Raw genomic sequence first — 15940 nt, forward strand, 5'->3', positions numbered from 1 at the left:
GACCATGGAGTACCTGTTCCCCATTCTGATCGCGCTGCTGTTCATCCCGATCTTGCTGTCGGGGCGCAAGCAGCGGCGCCAGATGCAGGACATGCAGAAGATGCAGGCGGCCCTCGAGGCCGGTGACGTCGTGGTGACCACCTCGGGTCTGCGCGGCACCATCGTGGACGCCTCGTACGAGGACACGCTCGACATCGAGATCGCCGACGGCGTCGTCACCACGTGGGTGCGCGGCGCGGTCCGGGAGAAGGTCAACCCGGCGGTCACCGAGGACGCCTCGGAGGAGGAGTCCACCGAGGCGACGCCGGAGGAGCCGGCGGCCAAGTCCCTCGAGGAGCCCGCGGCAGCGCCGTCGCTGGAGAAGTCCACGCTGGAGAAGGACGAGTCGACGAACGGCACGGCTCGCAGCTGACGGCGTCCGCGCGGCCGCCGGTGCGCCGGGCGGGTCGCACCTGAGAAGGAAGAGATCGCGAGCAGTGGCATCCACCCCGGGGCAGATCCGCCCCTGGCGTCACCTGGCGGCGTTCGTCGCCATCGTCGCCGCGCTGTACGCGCTGGTGTTCTTCACCGGCGACGGCAGTCCCACGCCCAAGCTGGGCATCGACCTGCAGGGCGGCACCCGCGTCACCCTGCAGCCCCGCACCGAGACCGGCGCCGAGCCGCCGCGCGAGCAGCTCCTGCAGGCGCAGCAGATCATCGAGCAGCGCGTCAACGGCCTCGGTGTGAGCGGGGCGGAGGTGGTGGTCGACGGGAGCAACCTGACGATCACGGTGCCCGGCCAGCAGGGTGAGCAGGCCCGCTCGCTCGGCCAGACGGCCCAGCTGCGGTTCCGCGAAGTCGTCGGCGGCCCGTACGCGGCGCAGCAACAGCCCCAGCAGCAGCCGCAGCCCGGCGCGCCGCAACCGGGCGCCCCGCCGGCGAACCCGGCCCCCGCGGACGCGGGGCAGGCGCCCCCCACGGGGCAGCCGCAGGGGATGGGTGGCCCGGCTGACGCGGTCGAGCGCGACGTCGCTCCGGTCGCCTTCAGCCGACCGCTGCAGAACCCGACGCCCCCGCCCGCCCCGCCGGCACCGGGTCCCGCGTCGCCCGCCGATCCCCGGCTCGCCGCCGAGGTCGAGTCCGCCCGCCAGATGCGGCAGAGCTCCGACCCGACGGTGCAGGAGACGGCGCTGCTCACGCTCGACTGCAACGCCCGCGACCCGCTGCGCGGCTATGACGACCCGACCAGGCCACTGGTGGCCTGCAACCAGGACCGCACCGAGAAGTACATCCTCGGGCCCTCGTTCCTCGAGGGCACCGAGATCGCCGGTGCGCAGGCGCAGCAGAACACCACGGGCGTGGGCTGGGTCGTCAGCCTGACGTTCGAGTCGCAGGGCGCGCAGACCTGGGGCGAGTACACGACCAACAACGTCGGCAAGCTGGTGGCGTTCACCCTCGACGGCGAGGTCGTGTCGGCGCCGCGGATCAACCAGCCGATCTTCGGGCCGACCCAGATCGAGGGGCAGTTCAACCAGGCGGACGCCGAGCAGCTGGCCGGCGTCCTGCGGTACGGCTCGCTGCCGCTGTCGTTCGAGTCGTCCGAGGCCCAGACGGTGTCGGCGACGCTCGGGCTCGCGTCGCTGCAGGCCGGGCTGATCGCCGGTCTGATCGGGCTGGCGCTCGTGTTCGTGTACGGCCTCTTCTACTACCGCGTGCTCGGCGTGCTCCTCATCCTGTCGCTGGCGCTGTCCGCGGCGATCGTCTATCCCGTGCTGGTGCTGCTCGGGCGCTGGATCGGGTTCACGCTCGACCTCGCGGGCGTGGCCGGCTTCATCCTCGCCATCGGTATCACGGCCGACTCGTTCATCATCTTCTTCGAACGGTTGAAGGACGAGATGCGGGACGGCCGGACGTTCCGGTCGGCCGTTCCGCGGGGCTGGGTGCGGGCGCGGCGCACGATCCTTTCGGCCGACGCGGTGAGCTTCCTGTGTTCGGCGGTGCTGTACCTGCTGGCCATCGGGCAGGTGAGGGGCTTCGCGTTCACCCTCGGCCTGTCCACCGTGCTGGACCTGATCGTGGTGTTCCTGGTGACGCACCCGCTGATCTCGCTGGTGGCCAAGTCGCGCGTGTTCAGCAACCCAGGGCTGTCCGGGTTGGGCGAGGCCGCCCGCACGGGCGCCGAGCGCAGACGCGTCCTCGCCGCCGCAGCCGGCCGATCGAAGGGAGCCTGACGTGGCCGGGGTACTGAACAGGCTCTACACGGGCACGGGCGCGTTCGACATCATCGGGCGCAAGCGCGTCTGGTACATCGCCTTCTCGGTGCTGGTCCTGATCTGCATCGGCTCCATCGTGTTCCGGGGGTTCAACCTCGGCATCGACTTCACCGGTGGCACGCAGATCCAGTTCCCGGCCACCACCGCGGCCGCCCCGGCCGACGTCGAGGCGGTGCGCGCGGTCTACGAGCGGGTGATCGGGCACGAGCCGGAGGCCGTGCAGTCGGCGGGCACCGGCGGCGCGGCGTCCATCCTCATCCGCTCGGAGGCGCTCGACGCGAGCCAGCTGGTCCCGCTCAAGCAGGCGCTGTTCGACACCTTCCAGCCGATCGGGGCCACCGGCGCCCCGGAACTAGCGGTGATCAGCGACAGCGCGGTGAGCGGCAGCTGGGGCGGGCAGATCACCCGCCAGGCCCTCATCGCCCTCGGCGTCTTCCTCGTGCTCGTCACGATCTTCCTGGCGTTCTACTTCGAGCGCTCCATGGCGCTCGCGGCGCTCGTCGCGCTGCTGCACGACGTGGTGGTCACCGCGGGCATCTACTCGCTCGTCGGGTTCGAGGTCAGCCCGTCCACGGTGATCGGCCTGCTGACGATCCTCGGGTTCTCGCTCTACGACACGGTGGTCGTCTTCGACAAGGTCAAGGAGAACACCCGGGGGCTGCTCGGGCTCACCCGCCGGACCTACGCCGAGGCGGCGAACCTCGCGCTGAACCAGACGCTCATCCGGTCGATCAACACCTCGCTGTTCGCGGTACTGCCGGTCGTGGCGCTGATGGTGATCGGCGTCGGCCTGCTCGGGGTCGGTACGCTCGCCGACCTCGCGCTGGTGCAGATGGTCGGCATCATCGCCGGCGCGCTGTCCTCGCTGTTGCTGGCCACGCCGATCCTCGTCGACCTCAAGATGCGCGACCCGCGGTTCCAGCAGCAGGCCGCGCGGGTGGCGGCCCGGCGGGCCAAGGCCGCGGGCGTCCCCGATCCCGCCGATGGCGCGGCAGCCGATACCGACCCGGACCTCGCCGACGACGCCGTGCTCGCCGGGGAGCTGCGCAAGGAGCGGGCGATGGCGGCTGCCGCGAGCATGCCGGCCCGCCACGCCCGTGGCGGCGGGCAGTCCCGGGGGGCCCGCACGGCAGGCAAGCCCGCCCGCCCGACCGGCAAGCGGCAACGGTGACCGGCCCCGTCACCGTGGCCGGCGCCAGGCCCGATCCGGGGTCCGAGCTGGAGTGGGTGGCCGCGCTCGTCCGTGACGTGCCGGACTACCCGTCGCCGGGCATCCTGTTCCGCGACATCACGCCGGTGCTGGCCGACGCCGAGGCATTCACCGCGGTCACCACCGAGCTGGCGGCGCTGGTGGGGGAGGCCGACCTGGTGGCAGGGGTCGAGGCCCGCGGGTTCCTCCTCGCTGCCGCGGTCGCGGTGGTGGCGGGCACGGGCGTCGTGCCGGTGCGCAAGGCGGGCAAGCTGCCGCGCGTTGCCGGTTCGCGCACCTACGAGCTGGAGTACGGCACCGCGACGCTCGAGCTGCCCGCGGAGACCGTGGGCCATGGCGCGCGGGTGTTCCTCGTGGACGACGTGCTCGCCACCGGCGGCACCGCCGCGGCGGCAGCCGACCTGCTGGCCGAGGTGGGGGCCACCGTCGTCGGCTTCGGGGCGTTGCTGGAGCTCACCGCCCTGAACGGCCGGGCACGGTTGGGTGACGTCCCGGTGCACGCCCTCCTGACGGTCTGATCCGGGGGAGCCTAGACTGGCGCGGGTGAAGGGCACGACGGGATGACGGAGCTGCAGCAGCCCGCGCCCCCGGCTGCGAGCCCGACCCCGCCCGTGCCGGACCCGAACGGCAACGGGGCCCGGCCGTCGGCCACGCGCCGGGTGCGGGCCCGCATCGCGCGGCGCATGACCCCGCAGCGCGTCGCCGTCGTCGCGCCCGTGCTCGAGCCGCTCGCCAGCGTGCACCGCACGCTGCACCCGAAGGCCGACCTGGCGCTCCTGCAGCGCGCGTACGACGTGGCGGAGGCCAAGCACGCGGGCCAGAAGCGCAAGTCCGGCGACCCCTACATCACCCACCCGCTCGCGGTGGCCAGCATCCTTGCCGAGCTGGGCATGGACACCACCACGCTCGTCGCAGCGCTGCTGCACGACACGGTGGAGGACACCGACTACTCGCTCGACCGGCTGCGCAAGGACTTCGGCGAGGAGGTCGCCCACCTCGTCGACGGTGTCACCAAGCTGGACAGGGTCGAGCTGGGCACCGCCGCCGAGGCAGAGACGATCCGCAAGATGATCGTCGCGATGGCCCGCGACCCGCGGGTGCTGGTCATCAAGCTGTCGGACCGGCTGCACAACATGCGCACGATGCGCTTCCTGCCGCCTGAGAAGCAGGCGAAGAAGGCCCGCGAGACCCTCGAGGTGCTCGCCCCGCTGGCCCACCGGCTCGGGATGGCCACCATCAAGTGGGAGCTGGAGGACCTGTCCTTCGCGATCCTGCACCCGAAGAAGTACTCCGAGATCGTGCGGCTGGTCGCCACGCGGGCGCCGTCGCGCGACACGTACCTCAAGCAGGTCATCGACGAGGTCATGCAGCAGCTCGACTCGGCCCGGATCCAGGCCACGGTCGAGGGCAGGCCCAAGCACTACTACTCGATCTACCGCAAGATGATCGTCAAGGGCCGCGACTTCGACGACATCCACGACCTCGTCGGCGTCCGCGTGCTCGTCGACGAGGTGCGCGACTGCTACGCGGCGATGGGCATGGTCCACGCCCTGTGGCAGCCGATGCCCGGCCGGTTCAAGGACTACATCGCCCAGCCCCGGTTCGGGGTGTACCAGTCGCTGCACACCACCGTGATCGGGCCGGACGGCAAGCCGCTCGAGGTGCAGATCCGCACCCGGGAGATGCACGAGACGGCCGAGTTCGGCATCGCGGCGCACTGGCGGTACAAGGAGACCCGAGGCGCCCACAACGGGCAGGCCCTCGAGGTGGAGCAGATGGCGTGGATGCGCCAGCTTCTCGACTGGCAGCGTGAGGCGGCCGACCCAGGTGACTTCCTGGAGTCGCTGCGCAACGACCTCGGGGCCCAGCAGATCTTCGTGTTCACGCCGAAGGGTGACGTGGTCACGCTGCCGTCCGGGTCCACCCCGGTCGACCTCGCCTACGCCGTGCACACCGAGGTCGGCCACCGCTGCATCGGGTCCCGGGTCAACGGGAAGCTGGTCGCGCTGGAGCGCAAGCTCGAGTCCGGCGACGTCGTCGAGATCTTCACGTCCAAGGCTGAGGGGGCGGGACCGAGCCGCGACTGGCTGTCGTTCGTCGCGTCGCCACGGGCGAAGTCGAAGGTCCGGCAGTGGTTCGCGAAGGAGCGCCGCGAGGAGGCCATCGAGGGGGGCAAGGAGGCCATCGCGCGCGAGGCGCGGCGCACCTCCTTCCCGATGCAGCGCCTCGTCTCGTCGGAGGCGATGTCGGCGCTGGCGCGGGAGATGCATTTCTCCGACGTCTCCGGCCTCTACGCCGCGGTCGGGGAGGGGCATGCCAGCCCCCGGCACGTCGTGCAGCGGCTGGTTGCGCTGGTGGGGGGCGAGGACCAGGCCGAGGAGGACCTCGCCGAGCGCGCCATCCCGTCCATCGTGCGGCTGCGCCGCAGCAGCGGCGACGCAGGCGTCGTGGTGCGCGGCGCCGACGGCGACTTGGGCGACATGTACACGAAGCTCGCCCGCTGCTGCACCCCCGTGCCGGGCGACGACATCCTCGGGTTCGTCACCCGCGGCGGCGGCATCAGCGTGCACCGCACCGATTGCACCAACGCGAAGGACCTGCAGGCGCGCGCGGAGCGGCTCGTCGAGGTCGCATGGTCGGTGCAGCCGGGCTCGGTGTTCCTGGTGGCCATCCAGGTGGAGGCGCTCGACCGGCACCGGCTGCTCTCCGACGTCACGAAGGTGCTCGCCGACGAGCGGGTCAACATCCTCTCCGCCTCCGTACAGACCTCCCGCGACCGGGTGGCCGTCTCCCGGTTCACCTTCGAGATGGGCGACCCGAAGCACCTCGGCCACGTGCTGCGCGCGGTGCGCAACGTCGAGGGCGTCTACGACGTGTATCGGGTGACCAGCGCCAGCTGAGTGGCATCCACCTGTTCGGGGTACTTCCTCTCAACAGAGGGAGGAGACACCTATGAGCACGGTCCCCGAGGCGGAACGGACGCAGCCCTTCCCCACCTTCAAGGACGCGCGTACCCACCTGACGTCCCAGCAGGCGCGGCGCCTCGGCGGTATCCGGTGGGGCTCTGCCTTCTTCGGCTGGGTGACCGCCATGGGCATGGTGGGGTTGCTCAGCGCCCTCGTGACGGCAGGCGCTGCCGCGCTGGGCCTGGTGAGCCCCACGCCCGACCCGGTCGCCGCCGCGCCTGCGATGGGCGTGGCCGGTGCGGCCGTCCTGCTGGTGATCATCTTCGTCGGGTTCTACAGCGGCGGTTACGTGGCCGGGCGGATGGCCCGCTTCGCCGGTGCACGGCAGGGCGTGGCCGTGTGGCTGTGGACCCTGTTCCTCGCGGTGATCGGGGCTGTGATCGCGACGGTGACGGGCGTCGTCTCGGGCCCGCAGCTCGACGAGCTGGTCCGGCTCCCCATGAGCGGCGGCCTGATGAGCGGCGGAGTGCTGTCCGCAGGGGCGGCGGCGCTCGCCGTGGGCGTGCTGGTGGTGACGCTGGTGGGCGCGGTGCTCGGCGGCCTCGGGGGCATGCGCTACCACCGCAAGGTCGACCGGGACCTGGTGGTGCCCGGCTAGCGCCAATCCCAGAGCGCACACCGGTGGCCTTCGGCGAACGCCGGCCCTGGAGTGACGGTCGTGGCCGCGCCGGGGCCGGAAATCGTGAGCAGCCGGCCGTCGCCGGTCCACGGGGGCCACGACGTGACCGTGTCGAAGCCGGAGGTGCCCGCGTTCGGCTCGCCGGTCGTCGCGAACCGGGCCCACCGGTCCACCAGCTCCGCCGCGAGGGCCTCCTGGGCGGCCGTGAGCTCCGGTTGGCCGGGAACGAGGTCGAACAGGTAGGGCATCTCCGCGCCGTGGGCCGAGCCGCCGGCGAGGTCGGCCGGTAGCGCGACGTACGGGGAGGGTGCGGCCGGGTCGGCGAGCTCGTACGCGTAGAGCGGGCCACGATCGGCGAGCGCGCGGTAGTTGACGAGGCCAGGGCAGGCGTACGCGCGGTCGGTGATCACGTCCGACCAGGCCCGCCCGGGGGAGCGGTCGACCGTGCGGTAGACGGCGCCTGCCTCCCCGGCCCGCGTACCGGCTGCGGCCGAGAGCAGCGCGCGGAACCCCGGGTCGGTGAGCGGGGTGCCCGCGCGGTCGAAGAACGCGACCGTGAACAGGGTGCCTTCGTCGCGGGTGGTGCCGGCGAGGATGGGGACGCCCGGCCGGGCGGCGCGGTTCAGCACGATGTCGGACGGTCGGCGCGGGAGCATCGGCGTGCCGGTGGCGGGGCTCCAGTAGTAGCCGGCCCCGCCGACGAGCTGCGCCGTGGGCAGCGCCCGCAGGCAGGTGAGCACCGCGGTCGGGTCCGTGCTGCCAGCAGGGGCGGGGCAGCCGAGCGTGCCCGCCGCCGCCGCGCCGGCGGCCTCGAGCAGGGGTAGCGGCTTCCACGTGTCGCCCGCGGGCCCCGCGCCGGGGTGGATCACGTCGACGAGGTTGGTCGTGCCGCACTCGCCGCTCTGCATGATCACCCGGTGGAACAGGCCGGCGGACAGGGGCGAGGTGAGCTGGCCGCAGACGCTGTCGGCGCCCGCGGACTGGCCGGCGAGCGTGACGCGGCCCGGGTCGCCGCCGAACGCCGCGATGTTGCGCCGGACCCAGGTCAGGGCGGCCCGCTGGTCGAGCAGCCCGAACGAACCCGACCCCTCCAGGCCCGGCAGGCCGAAGAACCCGAAGATGCCGAGCCGGTAGTTGACGGTGACCACGACGAGCGGCCCGGCCTCGGCGAGGCGGCGCGGATCGGTGTCAGTGCCCGCACCCGCGGTGAACCCGCCTCCGTGGATCCAGACCAGCACGGGAAGCCGCGCGTCGGCGGCGGTGCCGGCCGGCACCGTGATGTCGAGCGTGAGGCAGTCCTCGGTGTCGCTCCCGCCGGTGGCGTGCGGCGTGCCGGGCGCGGCAGGCAGCTGGGCGCACCGCGTTCCCGGTTGCGTGGCTGGCCGAGTGCCGCTCCACGACTGCGGCCGGCCCGGCGGCGTGAAGCGCCGCTCGCCGACCGGCGGGGCCGCGTACGGGATCCCCCGGTACCGCAGCACCGACCCGTCGGTGGCGCCGAGCAGCTCGCCCTGCTCGACGGAGACGAGCTCGCCGAGCGGGATGGCGGGCGCCTCGGGTGCCGTGGCGCTCGTGCAGGCCGCGAGGGCCGCGCACACGCAGAGGACGACGGCCGCGGTGCGCGCCCGGACCACCGACGTCAGGCGGCGGTGGCGGACTGGATGGTCACCTGCGTGCGCGGTGCTCCGTCGCCGGGGCCGTTCGCGTCGTCGGAGCCGCCCTGCGCGATGGTGTCGAGCGTGGCCAAGCCCTCCGGACCGACCGTGCCGAATACGGTGTAGTCCGGCGGGAGGGTGGAGTCGGCGTAGACGAGGAAGAACTGGCTTCCGCCGGAGTTGGGTGCCGACGTCTTCGCCATGGCGAGCGTGCCGCGCGGGTAGATGGCCGCGCCGTTCCCGGCGGGTGCGAGCCCGGTGGGCGGCTCGTCATTGATCGTGTAACCGGGCCCACCCGTGCCCTGGCCCGTCGGGTCGCCGCACTGCAGCACCTTCAGGCCCTCGCCGGTGGTGAGCCGGTGGCAGGGCGTGTCGTTGTAGTAGCCCGCGTTCACCAGGCTCAGGAAGCTCTCCACGGCGCAGGGACCGGTGGCCCGGTCGAGCGTCAGCGGGATCGAGCCACGGTTGGTCCGCAGGGTGACCGCGGCCGTGCCGCTGGTGCTCGCGGTGGTGGCGGTCGGGACCGGCGCGGCCTTTGCGGCGGGCTCGTCCGGCGTGGGGGAGAAGGCGCAGTCGCCGAGCGCGGCCGGAGCAGCGGTGGGGGTGGCGGCGTCGGACGGCGGCGCGGCGGTGTCGTTCGTGTCGCTGCCACCGCCGCCGGGCAGGCCGACGGTGGAGAGCAGGACCACGGCCAGTACCACCACGACGACTACCGACGCGGACGTGATGATCGCAGTGCGCTGTCGCCGCCGCGCCCGCTCGGCGCGTCGCTTCTGCTGGTTCTCCAGCTTGCGCTTGGCCGCCTCGCGCCGTATCTGATTGGTCGCCACCGACAACTCCCTCGCTTCCGCCGAACGGCGGCAGGATAGCGAGCGACCCTGAGAGACTTCGGTGAGGTCGCGCCCCTCTACGCTGGTGGACGTGCTCGTTGCAGGTTTTCCCGCTGGTTCGTTCCAGACCAACTGCTACGTGGTGGCAGCGGGTCAGGGCGAGGCGTGCGTCGTGGTCGACCCCGGTCAGGACGCCGTCGATCCCCTGGACGCGCTGCTCACCGAGCACCGGCTCACGCCGGTGGCGGTCCTGCTGACGCACGGCCATTTCGACCACACGTTCAGCGTGGCGCCCGTGTGCGACGGCCACGACGTGCCCGCCTGGATCCACCCGGACGACCGGGACCTGCTCGCCGATCCGATGAAGGGCCTGTCGCGTGAGGCGGCGGCGTTCTTCGGCGGGCGGATCGAGCTGCGCGAGCCGCGGGAGGTCCGCGAGCTCGCCGACGGCGCCGCGCTCGAACTGGCCGGGCTCACGCTGCGCGTCGACCACACCCCCGGCCACACTCCCGGCTCCGTCGTGTTCACCACTCCCACCGAGGAAGGGGTCGAGGTCGTGCTCGCCGGCGACACCCTCTTCGCCGGGTCGATCGGACGCACCGACCTGCCCGGAGGCGACCACGAGCAGATGCTCGCGAGCCTGCGCGACAAGATGCTGACCCGGGCCGACGACACCGTCGTGCTGCCAGGACACGGCTCGACGACGACCGTGGGGCGCGAGCGGGCGTCCAACCCGTTCCTCCAGGGACTGGAAGCACCGGCGCGGGGGCGTGGCCTGTGACCGCCCTGGAGGAGAAGAAGATCACGAGCTTCGCCGCGCCGAAGGGCGTCCCGGAGTACTACCCGCCGGAGTCGGCCGGGTTCGCGCACGTGCGCGAAACGCTCGAGGCCGCCGCCGAACGGGCCGGGTACGGCCTGCTGGAGCTGCCGGTCTTCGAGGACACCGCGCTCTACGCCCGCGGCGTCGGGGAGTCCACCGACGTCGTGAGCAAGGAGATGTACACGTTCGCCGACCGCGGCGACCGGTCGGTCACGCTGCGGCCGGAGGGCACGGCCGGCGTCGTCAGGGCGGTGATCGAACACGGGCTCGACCGCCACGGCCTGCCGGTCAAGCTGCGCTACGCGGGCCCGTTCTTCCGCTACGAGCGCCCGCAGGCCGGTCGGTACCGGCAGCTGCAGCAGGTGGGCGTCGAGGCGATCGGGGTGGACGACCCGGCCCTCGACGCCGAGGTCATCGCGGTTGCCGACGAGGGTTTCCGCGCGCTTGGTCTCACCGGCTACCGGCTGGAGATCACCTCTCTGGGTGACGCCGAGTGCCGGCCGGAGTACGGCAGGCTGCTGCGCGAGTTCCTGGCAGGCCTGCCGCTCGACGAGCCCACCCGGGCCCGCGCGCAGCTCAACCCGCTGCGGGTGCTCGACGACAAGCGCCCCGAGGTTCGTGCGCTGCTCACGGACGCGCCGCTCCTGATCGACCACCTGTCCGCGGCCTCGGCCGAGCACCACGCGGCCGTGAAGCAGTACCTCGACGACCTGGGCGTCGCGTTCGTCGAGAACCCCCGGATGGTGCGCGGCCTGGATTACTACACGAAGACCACGTTCGAGTTCGTCCACGACGGTCTCGGCGCACAGTCCGGGATCGGCGGTGGGGGCCGCTACGACGGGCTGATGGCCACCCTCGGTGGGCAGCCGTTGTCGGGCGTCGGCTTCGGGCTCGGCGTCGACCGCACCCTGCTCGCCTGCAGGGCCGAGGGCGTCGCCCCCTGGTCGGAGGCGCGCTGCGAGGTCTTCGGCGTGCCGCTGGGCGACGCCGCCAAGCGCCGCCTCGTGGGGCTCGCGGCGCAGCTGCGGAAGGCAGGCGTTCGCGTGGACCTCGCCTACGGCGGCCGCGGCCTCAAGGGTGCGATGAAGGCCGCCGACCGCTCCGGCGCCCGCCTCGCCCTCGTCCTGGGTGAGCGTGACCTGGAGTCCGGCACGATCGGCGTGAAGGACATGGCGACGGGCGAGCAGCAGTCGGTGGACCTGGACGCGGCGGTCGACACGGTGGTCGCGGCGCTGGCCTGACGCCCCTATTGCCGGCGTCGCCGTGGCACCGCCACCGCGGCCACCACGCCGATCGTCGCCAGCACCACCGGGACCGCCGTCGCGCCGGAGCCGAGGGTCAGCGCGGCGAGCGCAGGGCCCAGGGTGAACCCGAGGTTCCGGCCGAGCGCCATCAGGCCGCTGCCTGCCCCGACCATGGCAGGCGGCGTCGCCCCGAGCACGAGCGCCGAGTTCGGTCCTGCGATCAGGCCGTTGCCCACGCCAATGAGCAGCAGCGGCCCGACCAGGCCGAGCGGGCTGACCGGCGCGGCGAGCAACCAGGCCGCACCGGCGAGCACCGCGACCGTCCCGGCGAGGACGACCGGCTCGGCGCCCACCCGGTCGGCGAGCACGCCGGCCGGCGGCGACGTCGCCGCCATGGCGGCCGACAGCACCAGCAGCACCAGCCCGGTGGTGCTCGCGCTCGCGCCGACCAGCGCGTAGGGCACGAGCAGGTTCACCGCGCCCACCCCTGCCGTCGTGGCGAGCAGCGCGACGAGCGACGGCGCGATCCGCCGCATGCGCAGCAGCCCGAGCACGGGCCGGGCATCCGGCCGCCGCGCCCACGCGAGCGTGGCGACAGCCGCGACGGCGAGCAGCGCGACCGCGAGGAGCGGACCACCGGCCGGCAGGCCGACCGCCAGCACGAGAGCGGTGACACCGGCGCCGAGCAGGACCGTGTCCAGCACGGCGGCCCGGTCCGGCCGCGGCAGGCCGGCCCTGCCGGGGCGAGCCGCCGGGATCGCCCGGCCGGAGAGCGCGAGCGCGACCGCCACGACGGGCAGGTTGACCAGGAACACCGCGCGCCAGCCGACGGTGTCGGTCAGCAGGCCGCCCAGCGCAGGGCCCGCGACCCCGGCGAGGGGGATGAGGGTGAGCACGATGCTCATGGCGCGGGCGCGGTGCTCGGGCCGCACCGCGTCGTTCACGAGCGGCAGCGCGACGACGCCGATCAGCGCGCCCGCGCAGCCCTGCAGCACGCGCGCCGCGATCAGCGTCCCGATCCCCGGTGCGAGCGCGACGAGCGCGCTCGCCACGCCGAAACCGCCCACCGCCAGCCGGAACGCCGGCAGCGGCCCGGCCCGGTCCACCCACCGGCCCGCCGGGAGGCTCAGCGCCACGATCGGCAGCGAGTAGCCCAGCAGCAGCCACTGCGCCACCGCCGGCGGCGCGTGCAGCTCGGCGCCGATGGCCGGCAGGGCGACGGCCACGATCGTCATGTCGAGCGACATCAGCACGACGCCGAGGCAGACGACGAGCACCGCGTCCCATCGACTCCCCGATCCGGTCGCCGCGGTGCGCGACGTCGTCATGGAGGTCCTCCGATCCACGGCGGCACGTCCGGCCGCCGCGGGGACCACGTTCGTTCTGAGTCCGGGGGTGCCGCATCGGGCACGAGCCTTAGAGGCCCATCCGGTGGTCGAGTAGCGCCGGCCCGCCAGGGCCGGCGCGTATCGAGACCACATGCCGGGGTGGTGGTCTCGATACGGGCCGGCGCTGGGGCGCCGGCCCTACTCGACCACCGGGGAGGTTTCCGCCAGCAATCCGAGGCGGTGGGCGGTCGCCGCCGCCTCGACCCGGTTGGTGACCTCGAGCTTGCCGAGGATGTTCGACACGTGGACGCTCGCGGTCTTCGGCGAGATGTAGAGGCGTTCGGCGATCGCGGCGTTGCCCATCCCGGTCGCGAGCAGTGCCAGCACCTCGGTCTCGCGCGGGGTGAGGCCGATGCGGCTCGCCGCGTCGCCCACGGGGACGTGCCCGCCGAGGGGGAGGCGGGCGCGCCGGGCCAGGTCGGCGACCGCCGCGCGGAGCGGCGTCGCGCCCAGTTCGCCCGCGACGGCGGTGGCGCGGGTGAGGGCGTCGGCGGCGGCGGAGCGCGCGCCGGCGGCGAGCAGGGCGGCGCCGTGGTGGTGGAGCGCGGTGGCGTGCTCGAACGGGTGCGCGAGCTCGTCCCACAGGTCCGCGGCCGTGGCCCAGTCCGCCGCGCGTTCCGACGTGTACGCGGCGGTGGTGGCGGCCCACGCGCGCTGCGGCGGGGTCACCTCCGGCACGGCTTCGGTGATCGACGTGACCTCCGTGGACAGGGAGCCGTCGCCCGCGGCGGCGGCCGCCTCCGCGGCCACGGCGAGCAACGGCCACGCGTAGCGGGAGGCGACGGCGAGGTCGGCGGAGCCGAGCGCCGGTTTCAGCGCATAGCAGGCGGCCACGGGCTCGCCCTGCGCGAGGTGCAGCCGGGCGCGCAGGCGCGTGAGGGGAAGCGGGTTCGTGTCCGTCAGTTCGGCCGCCCGGTCGAGCAGGGCACTCGCGTGATCGAGCTCGCCCCGGCCGAGCACGAGGTCGGCGGCCAGTGCGAGCAGCCGGGAGTAGTGGATCGGTTCCGGGACGAGCTCGAGGGCCCGCTCGAGGGTGTCGCCCGCCTCGGCCCAGCGCCCCGCGGCCAGTTGGGCCGCCGCGAGGTTCGCCGCGTGCACCGGGCCGGCCGAGCGGGCGAGGCCGGCCTCGGCGGCCGCGGCCAGACCGGCCCGCGCCACCCGCTCCGCGTCCGCGAGCCGGCCGTAGCCCTCCAGCAGGTGCGACTCGTGGGCGAGCACCCGCAGCAGCAGGTGGTCGGCGCCGAGCGTGCGGGCGACCGCTGTGGCCCGCGCGAGGCGCGGCAGCTGGGCGTCGAGGTCACCGAGCCGGGCGTCCAGCGTGGCGAGGGTGACCAGGGCGCTCGCCTCGGCCGGGTCGTCGCCGCTGCCGCGGGTGGCCGCCAGTGCCTCCTGCGCGGCAGCGCGGGCGCCATCCGGGTCCGGCAGGTCCATCAGGTACGCCGCGAGTGCGTTGAGCAGGTAGGGCCGGATGGGGTGCCCGAGCGGGACGGCGGCGAGCGCCGCCCGCAGGTCCGGCCCGCGGCCGGGGTGGCCGGTGCATGCCCTGAGCCGGGCGCGCAGCTCGTAGAGCGCCGCGGTGTGCGCGTCCTCGAGTCCCGGCTCGGCGAGCGCCAGTCCGGCCAGCCGCTCGCCGCGCTCGCTCTCCCCGGCCCGCAGCGCGGCCTCCGCGGCCGTCTCCAGCACCGTCGCGCGGCCGGCGCCGACCAGCGTCGCAGCGTCCGGCACGGCGTCCCACCACCCGAGCACCCGCTCGACGAGCTGCAGCTCCTCGGCGTGCGCCAGCACCCGGCGCGCCTGGGCGGCAGCCGCCCACGCGGCGGCGACGGCGCCGGGCCCGTCGCCCGCGCCCGCGAGGTGGTACGAGAGCTCGGCATCCGACCCGCCGCCGTGGTGGCGCAGCACGTCCGCGTAGCGGCGGTGCAGTCCCGCCCGCTGTCCCGGCAGCACGCCCGCGAGCACGGCATCGCGGATGAGCGCGTGCCGGAACCGGTACCCGTCGCCGTCGGGGACGAGTACACCGGCGTCCACGGCCATCCGGACCGCCACGTCGACCGGCTCCCCGCAGACGGCGGCGAGCACCGCGTGCGGGACGCGGATCCCGCCGACGGCGGTGGCCCGCACCACCGCGGCGGCGTCGCCGAGCCGGTCGACCCGCGTCGCCAGCAGGTCGGAGAGCGAGCCGGGGACGTCGCGCGGCTCGTGGATCCCCGTGTCGCTCAGCAGCGCCTCGACGAAGAGCGGGTTGCCGTCGCTGCGGGCGTGGAGGGATGCCACCAGCGCGGGGTCGGCGGGGCGGCCGAGTATGGCGCTCGCCTGCGCCGCCACCTCGCCACGGGTGAACGGCGCCAGCACGACCCGTTCGACGTGGTCGAGGCGGCCCAACCCGGCGAGCAGCGGGCGCAGGCCGCGCGAGCCGGGCTCGTCCGAGCGGTGCGTCACGGCGATCATCGACGCGGGCGCCGCGCGCTGGTTGCGGACCAGGAACTCGAGCAGGTCGAGGCTGGAGCGGTCGGCCCAGTGCGCGTCCTCCAGCACCAGCACGGTCGGACCGTCCGCCGCGAGCCGGGCGAGCAGCGTGAGCACGCCCTCGAACATCCGGAGCCGATCGCCTGCCTCCCCAGTGTCCAGGCCGGCGTCCAGGCCGGGAAGGAGCGGTGCGAGCCGCCGTCGTTCGGCGTCATCGAGCTCGGCGCCGCGGAGCGCGGCCACGAACGGCGCGTACGGCAGCCCGTCGGCGCCGAGCTCGACGCACCCACCGGCCAGCACCCGCACGGCCGGACTGCGCGCGAGGAACGCCTCCACCAGCCGCGACTTCCCGACGCCTGCCTCGCCGCCGACGAGCACGGCGCCCACGCCGCCCGACGCGGCCCTTGCCAGCACGGCGTCGAGCAGCCCCGACTCGGCGGCGCGGCCGACGAGCAGCGGACTGCGCACCGGTGTCCTCATGGCCTGCTCCACC

The 15940-nt window shown here is 74.1% G+C and carries 12 protein-coding genes; 8 read left to right on the forward strand and 4 right to left on the reverse strand.

Going from position 1 to position 15940, the window contains the following annotated elements:
* Window positions 1–4: 4 nt before the first annotated feature.
* The 6 genes from yajC to K1T35_RS22290 all read left to right on the forward strand — a co-directional run bounded on the left by yajC (window position 5) and on the right by K1T35_RS22290 (window position 7026).
* Window positions 5–412 carry a preprotein translocase subunit YajC gene (gene yajC, locus K1T35_RS22265; protein WP_220262041.1) on the forward strand — a complete coding sequence of 136 codons (408 nt, stop codon included), beginning with the start codon at window positions 5–7 and terminating at the stop codon, window positions 410–412.
* Window positions 413–476: 64 nt separating this feature from the next.
* Window positions 477–2210: a protein translocase subunit SecD gene (secD, locus tag K1T35_RS22270; protein WP_220262042.1), complete on the forward strand. Its 1734-nt coding sequence runs from the start codon at window positions 477–479 to the stop codon at window positions 2208–2210.
* 1 nt (window position 2211) lies between these two features.
* Complete coding sequence (gene secF / locus K1T35_RS22275) at window positions 2212–3423, forward strand: protein translocase subunit SecF (protein ID WP_220262043.1); 1212 nt, start codon at window positions 2212–2214, stop codon at window positions 3421–3423.
* Window positions 3420–3980, forward strand: a complete 561-nt coding sequence (locus K1T35_RS22280) for an adenine phosphoribosyltransferase (protein ID WP_370645476.1) — start codon at window positions 3420–3422, stop codon at window positions 3978–3980. Before secF ends, K1T35_RS22280 begins: the two co-directional genes overlap by 4 nt.
* A 42-nt stretch (window positions 3981–4022) precedes the next feature.
* Window positions 4023–6362 carry a bifunctional (p)ppGpp synthetase/guanosine-3',5'-bis(diphosphate) 3'-pyrophosphohydrolase gene (locus K1T35_RS22285; protein WP_220262044.1) on the forward strand — a complete coding sequence of 780 codons (2340 nt, stop codon included), beginning with the start codon at window positions 4023–4025 and terminating at the stop codon, window positions 6360–6362.
* Between the two features lie 52 nt (window positions 6363–6414).
* Complete coding sequence (locus K1T35_RS22290) at window positions 6415–7026, forward strand: hypothetical protein (RefSeq protein ID WP_220262045.1); 612 nt, start codon at window positions 6415–6417, stop codon at window positions 7024–7026.
* Here K1T35_RS22290 and K1T35_RS22295 read toward each other — a convergent pair.
* Both K1T35_RS22295 and K1T35_RS22300 read right to left on the reverse strand, forming a co-directional pair.
* Window positions 7023–8678: a carboxylesterase/lipase family protein gene (locus K1T35_RS22295; protein WP_220262046.1), complete on the reverse strand. Its 1656-nt coding sequence runs from the start codon at window positions 8676–8678 to the stop codon at window positions 7023–7025. The two genes, K1T35_RS22290 and K1T35_RS22295, sit on opposite strands and share 4 nt — an antisense overlap.
* Window positions 8679–8683: 5 nt before the next feature.
* A complete protein-coding gene (locus K1T35_RS22300; RefSeq protein WP_220262047.1) occupies window positions 8684–9529 on the reverse strand; it encodes a peptidylprolyl isomerase in 846 nt (281 codons plus the stop codon).
* 91 nt (window positions 9530–9620) lie between these two features.
* Here K1T35_RS22300 and K1T35_RS22305 point away from each other — a divergent pair, with 91 nt between their 5' ends.
* Complete coding sequence (locus tag K1T35_RS22305) at window positions 9621–10310, forward strand: MBL fold metallo-hydrolase (RefSeq protein ID WP_220262048.1); 690 nt, start codon at window positions 9621–9623, stop codon at window positions 10308–10310.
* Window positions 10311–10330: 20 nt separating this feature from the next.
* Window positions 10331–11590, forward strand: coding sequence for a histidine--tRNA ligase (gene hisS, locus K1T35_RS22310; protein WP_220262757.1), 1260 nt, complete (start codon window positions 10331–10333; stop codon window positions 11588–11590).
* 5 nt (window positions 11591–11595) lie between these two features.
* On the opposite strand, the gene K1T35_RS22315 is transcribed toward hisS, so the two are convergent.
* Both K1T35_RS22315 and K1T35_RS22320 read right to left on the reverse strand, forming a co-directional pair.
* Window positions 11596–12921: an MFS transporter gene (locus tag K1T35_RS22315; protein ID WP_220262049.1), complete on the reverse strand. Its 1326-nt coding sequence runs from the start codon at window positions 12919–12921 to the stop codon at window positions 11596–11598.
* Window positions 12922–13119: 198 nt separating this feature from the next.
* Complete coding sequence (locus tag K1T35_RS22320; protein WP_220262050.1) at window positions 13120–15927, reverse strand: helix-turn-helix transcriptional regulator; 2808 nt, start codon at window positions 15925–15927, stop codon at window positions 13120–13122.
* Window positions 15928–15940 lie beyond the last annotated feature (13 nt).

Origin of the sequence: Pseudonocardia sp. DSM 110487 (genome assembly GCF_019468565.1) — a bacterium.
In the GTDB taxonomy this organism is placed as follows: Bacteria; Actinomycetota; Actinomycetes; order Mycobacteriales; family Pseudonocardiaceae; genus Pseudonocardia.

Excerpts from the sequence above, each read along its gene's own strand:
- yajC (WP_220262041.1), top strand. The coding sequence starts at position 5 with ATGGAGTACCTGTTCCCCATTCTGATCGCGCTGCTGTTCATCCCGATC.
- K1T35_RS22285 (WP_220262044.1), top strand. The coding sequence starts at position 4,023 with ATGACGGAGCTGCAGCAGCCCGCGCCCCCGGCTGCGAGCCCGACCCCG.
- K1T35_RS22290 (WP_220262045.1), top strand. The coding sequence starts at position 6,415 with ATGAGCACGGTCCCCGAGGCGGAACGGACGCAGCCCTTCCCCACCTTC.
- K1T35_RS22315 (WP_220262049.1), bottom strand. The coding sequence starts at position 12,921 with ATGACGACGTCGCGCACCGCGGCGACCGGATCGGGGAGTCGATGGGAC.
- K1T35_RS22320 (WP_220262050.1), bottom strand. The coding sequence starts at position 15,927 with ATGAGGACACCGGTGCGCAGTCCGCTGCTCGTCGGCCGCGCCGCCGAG.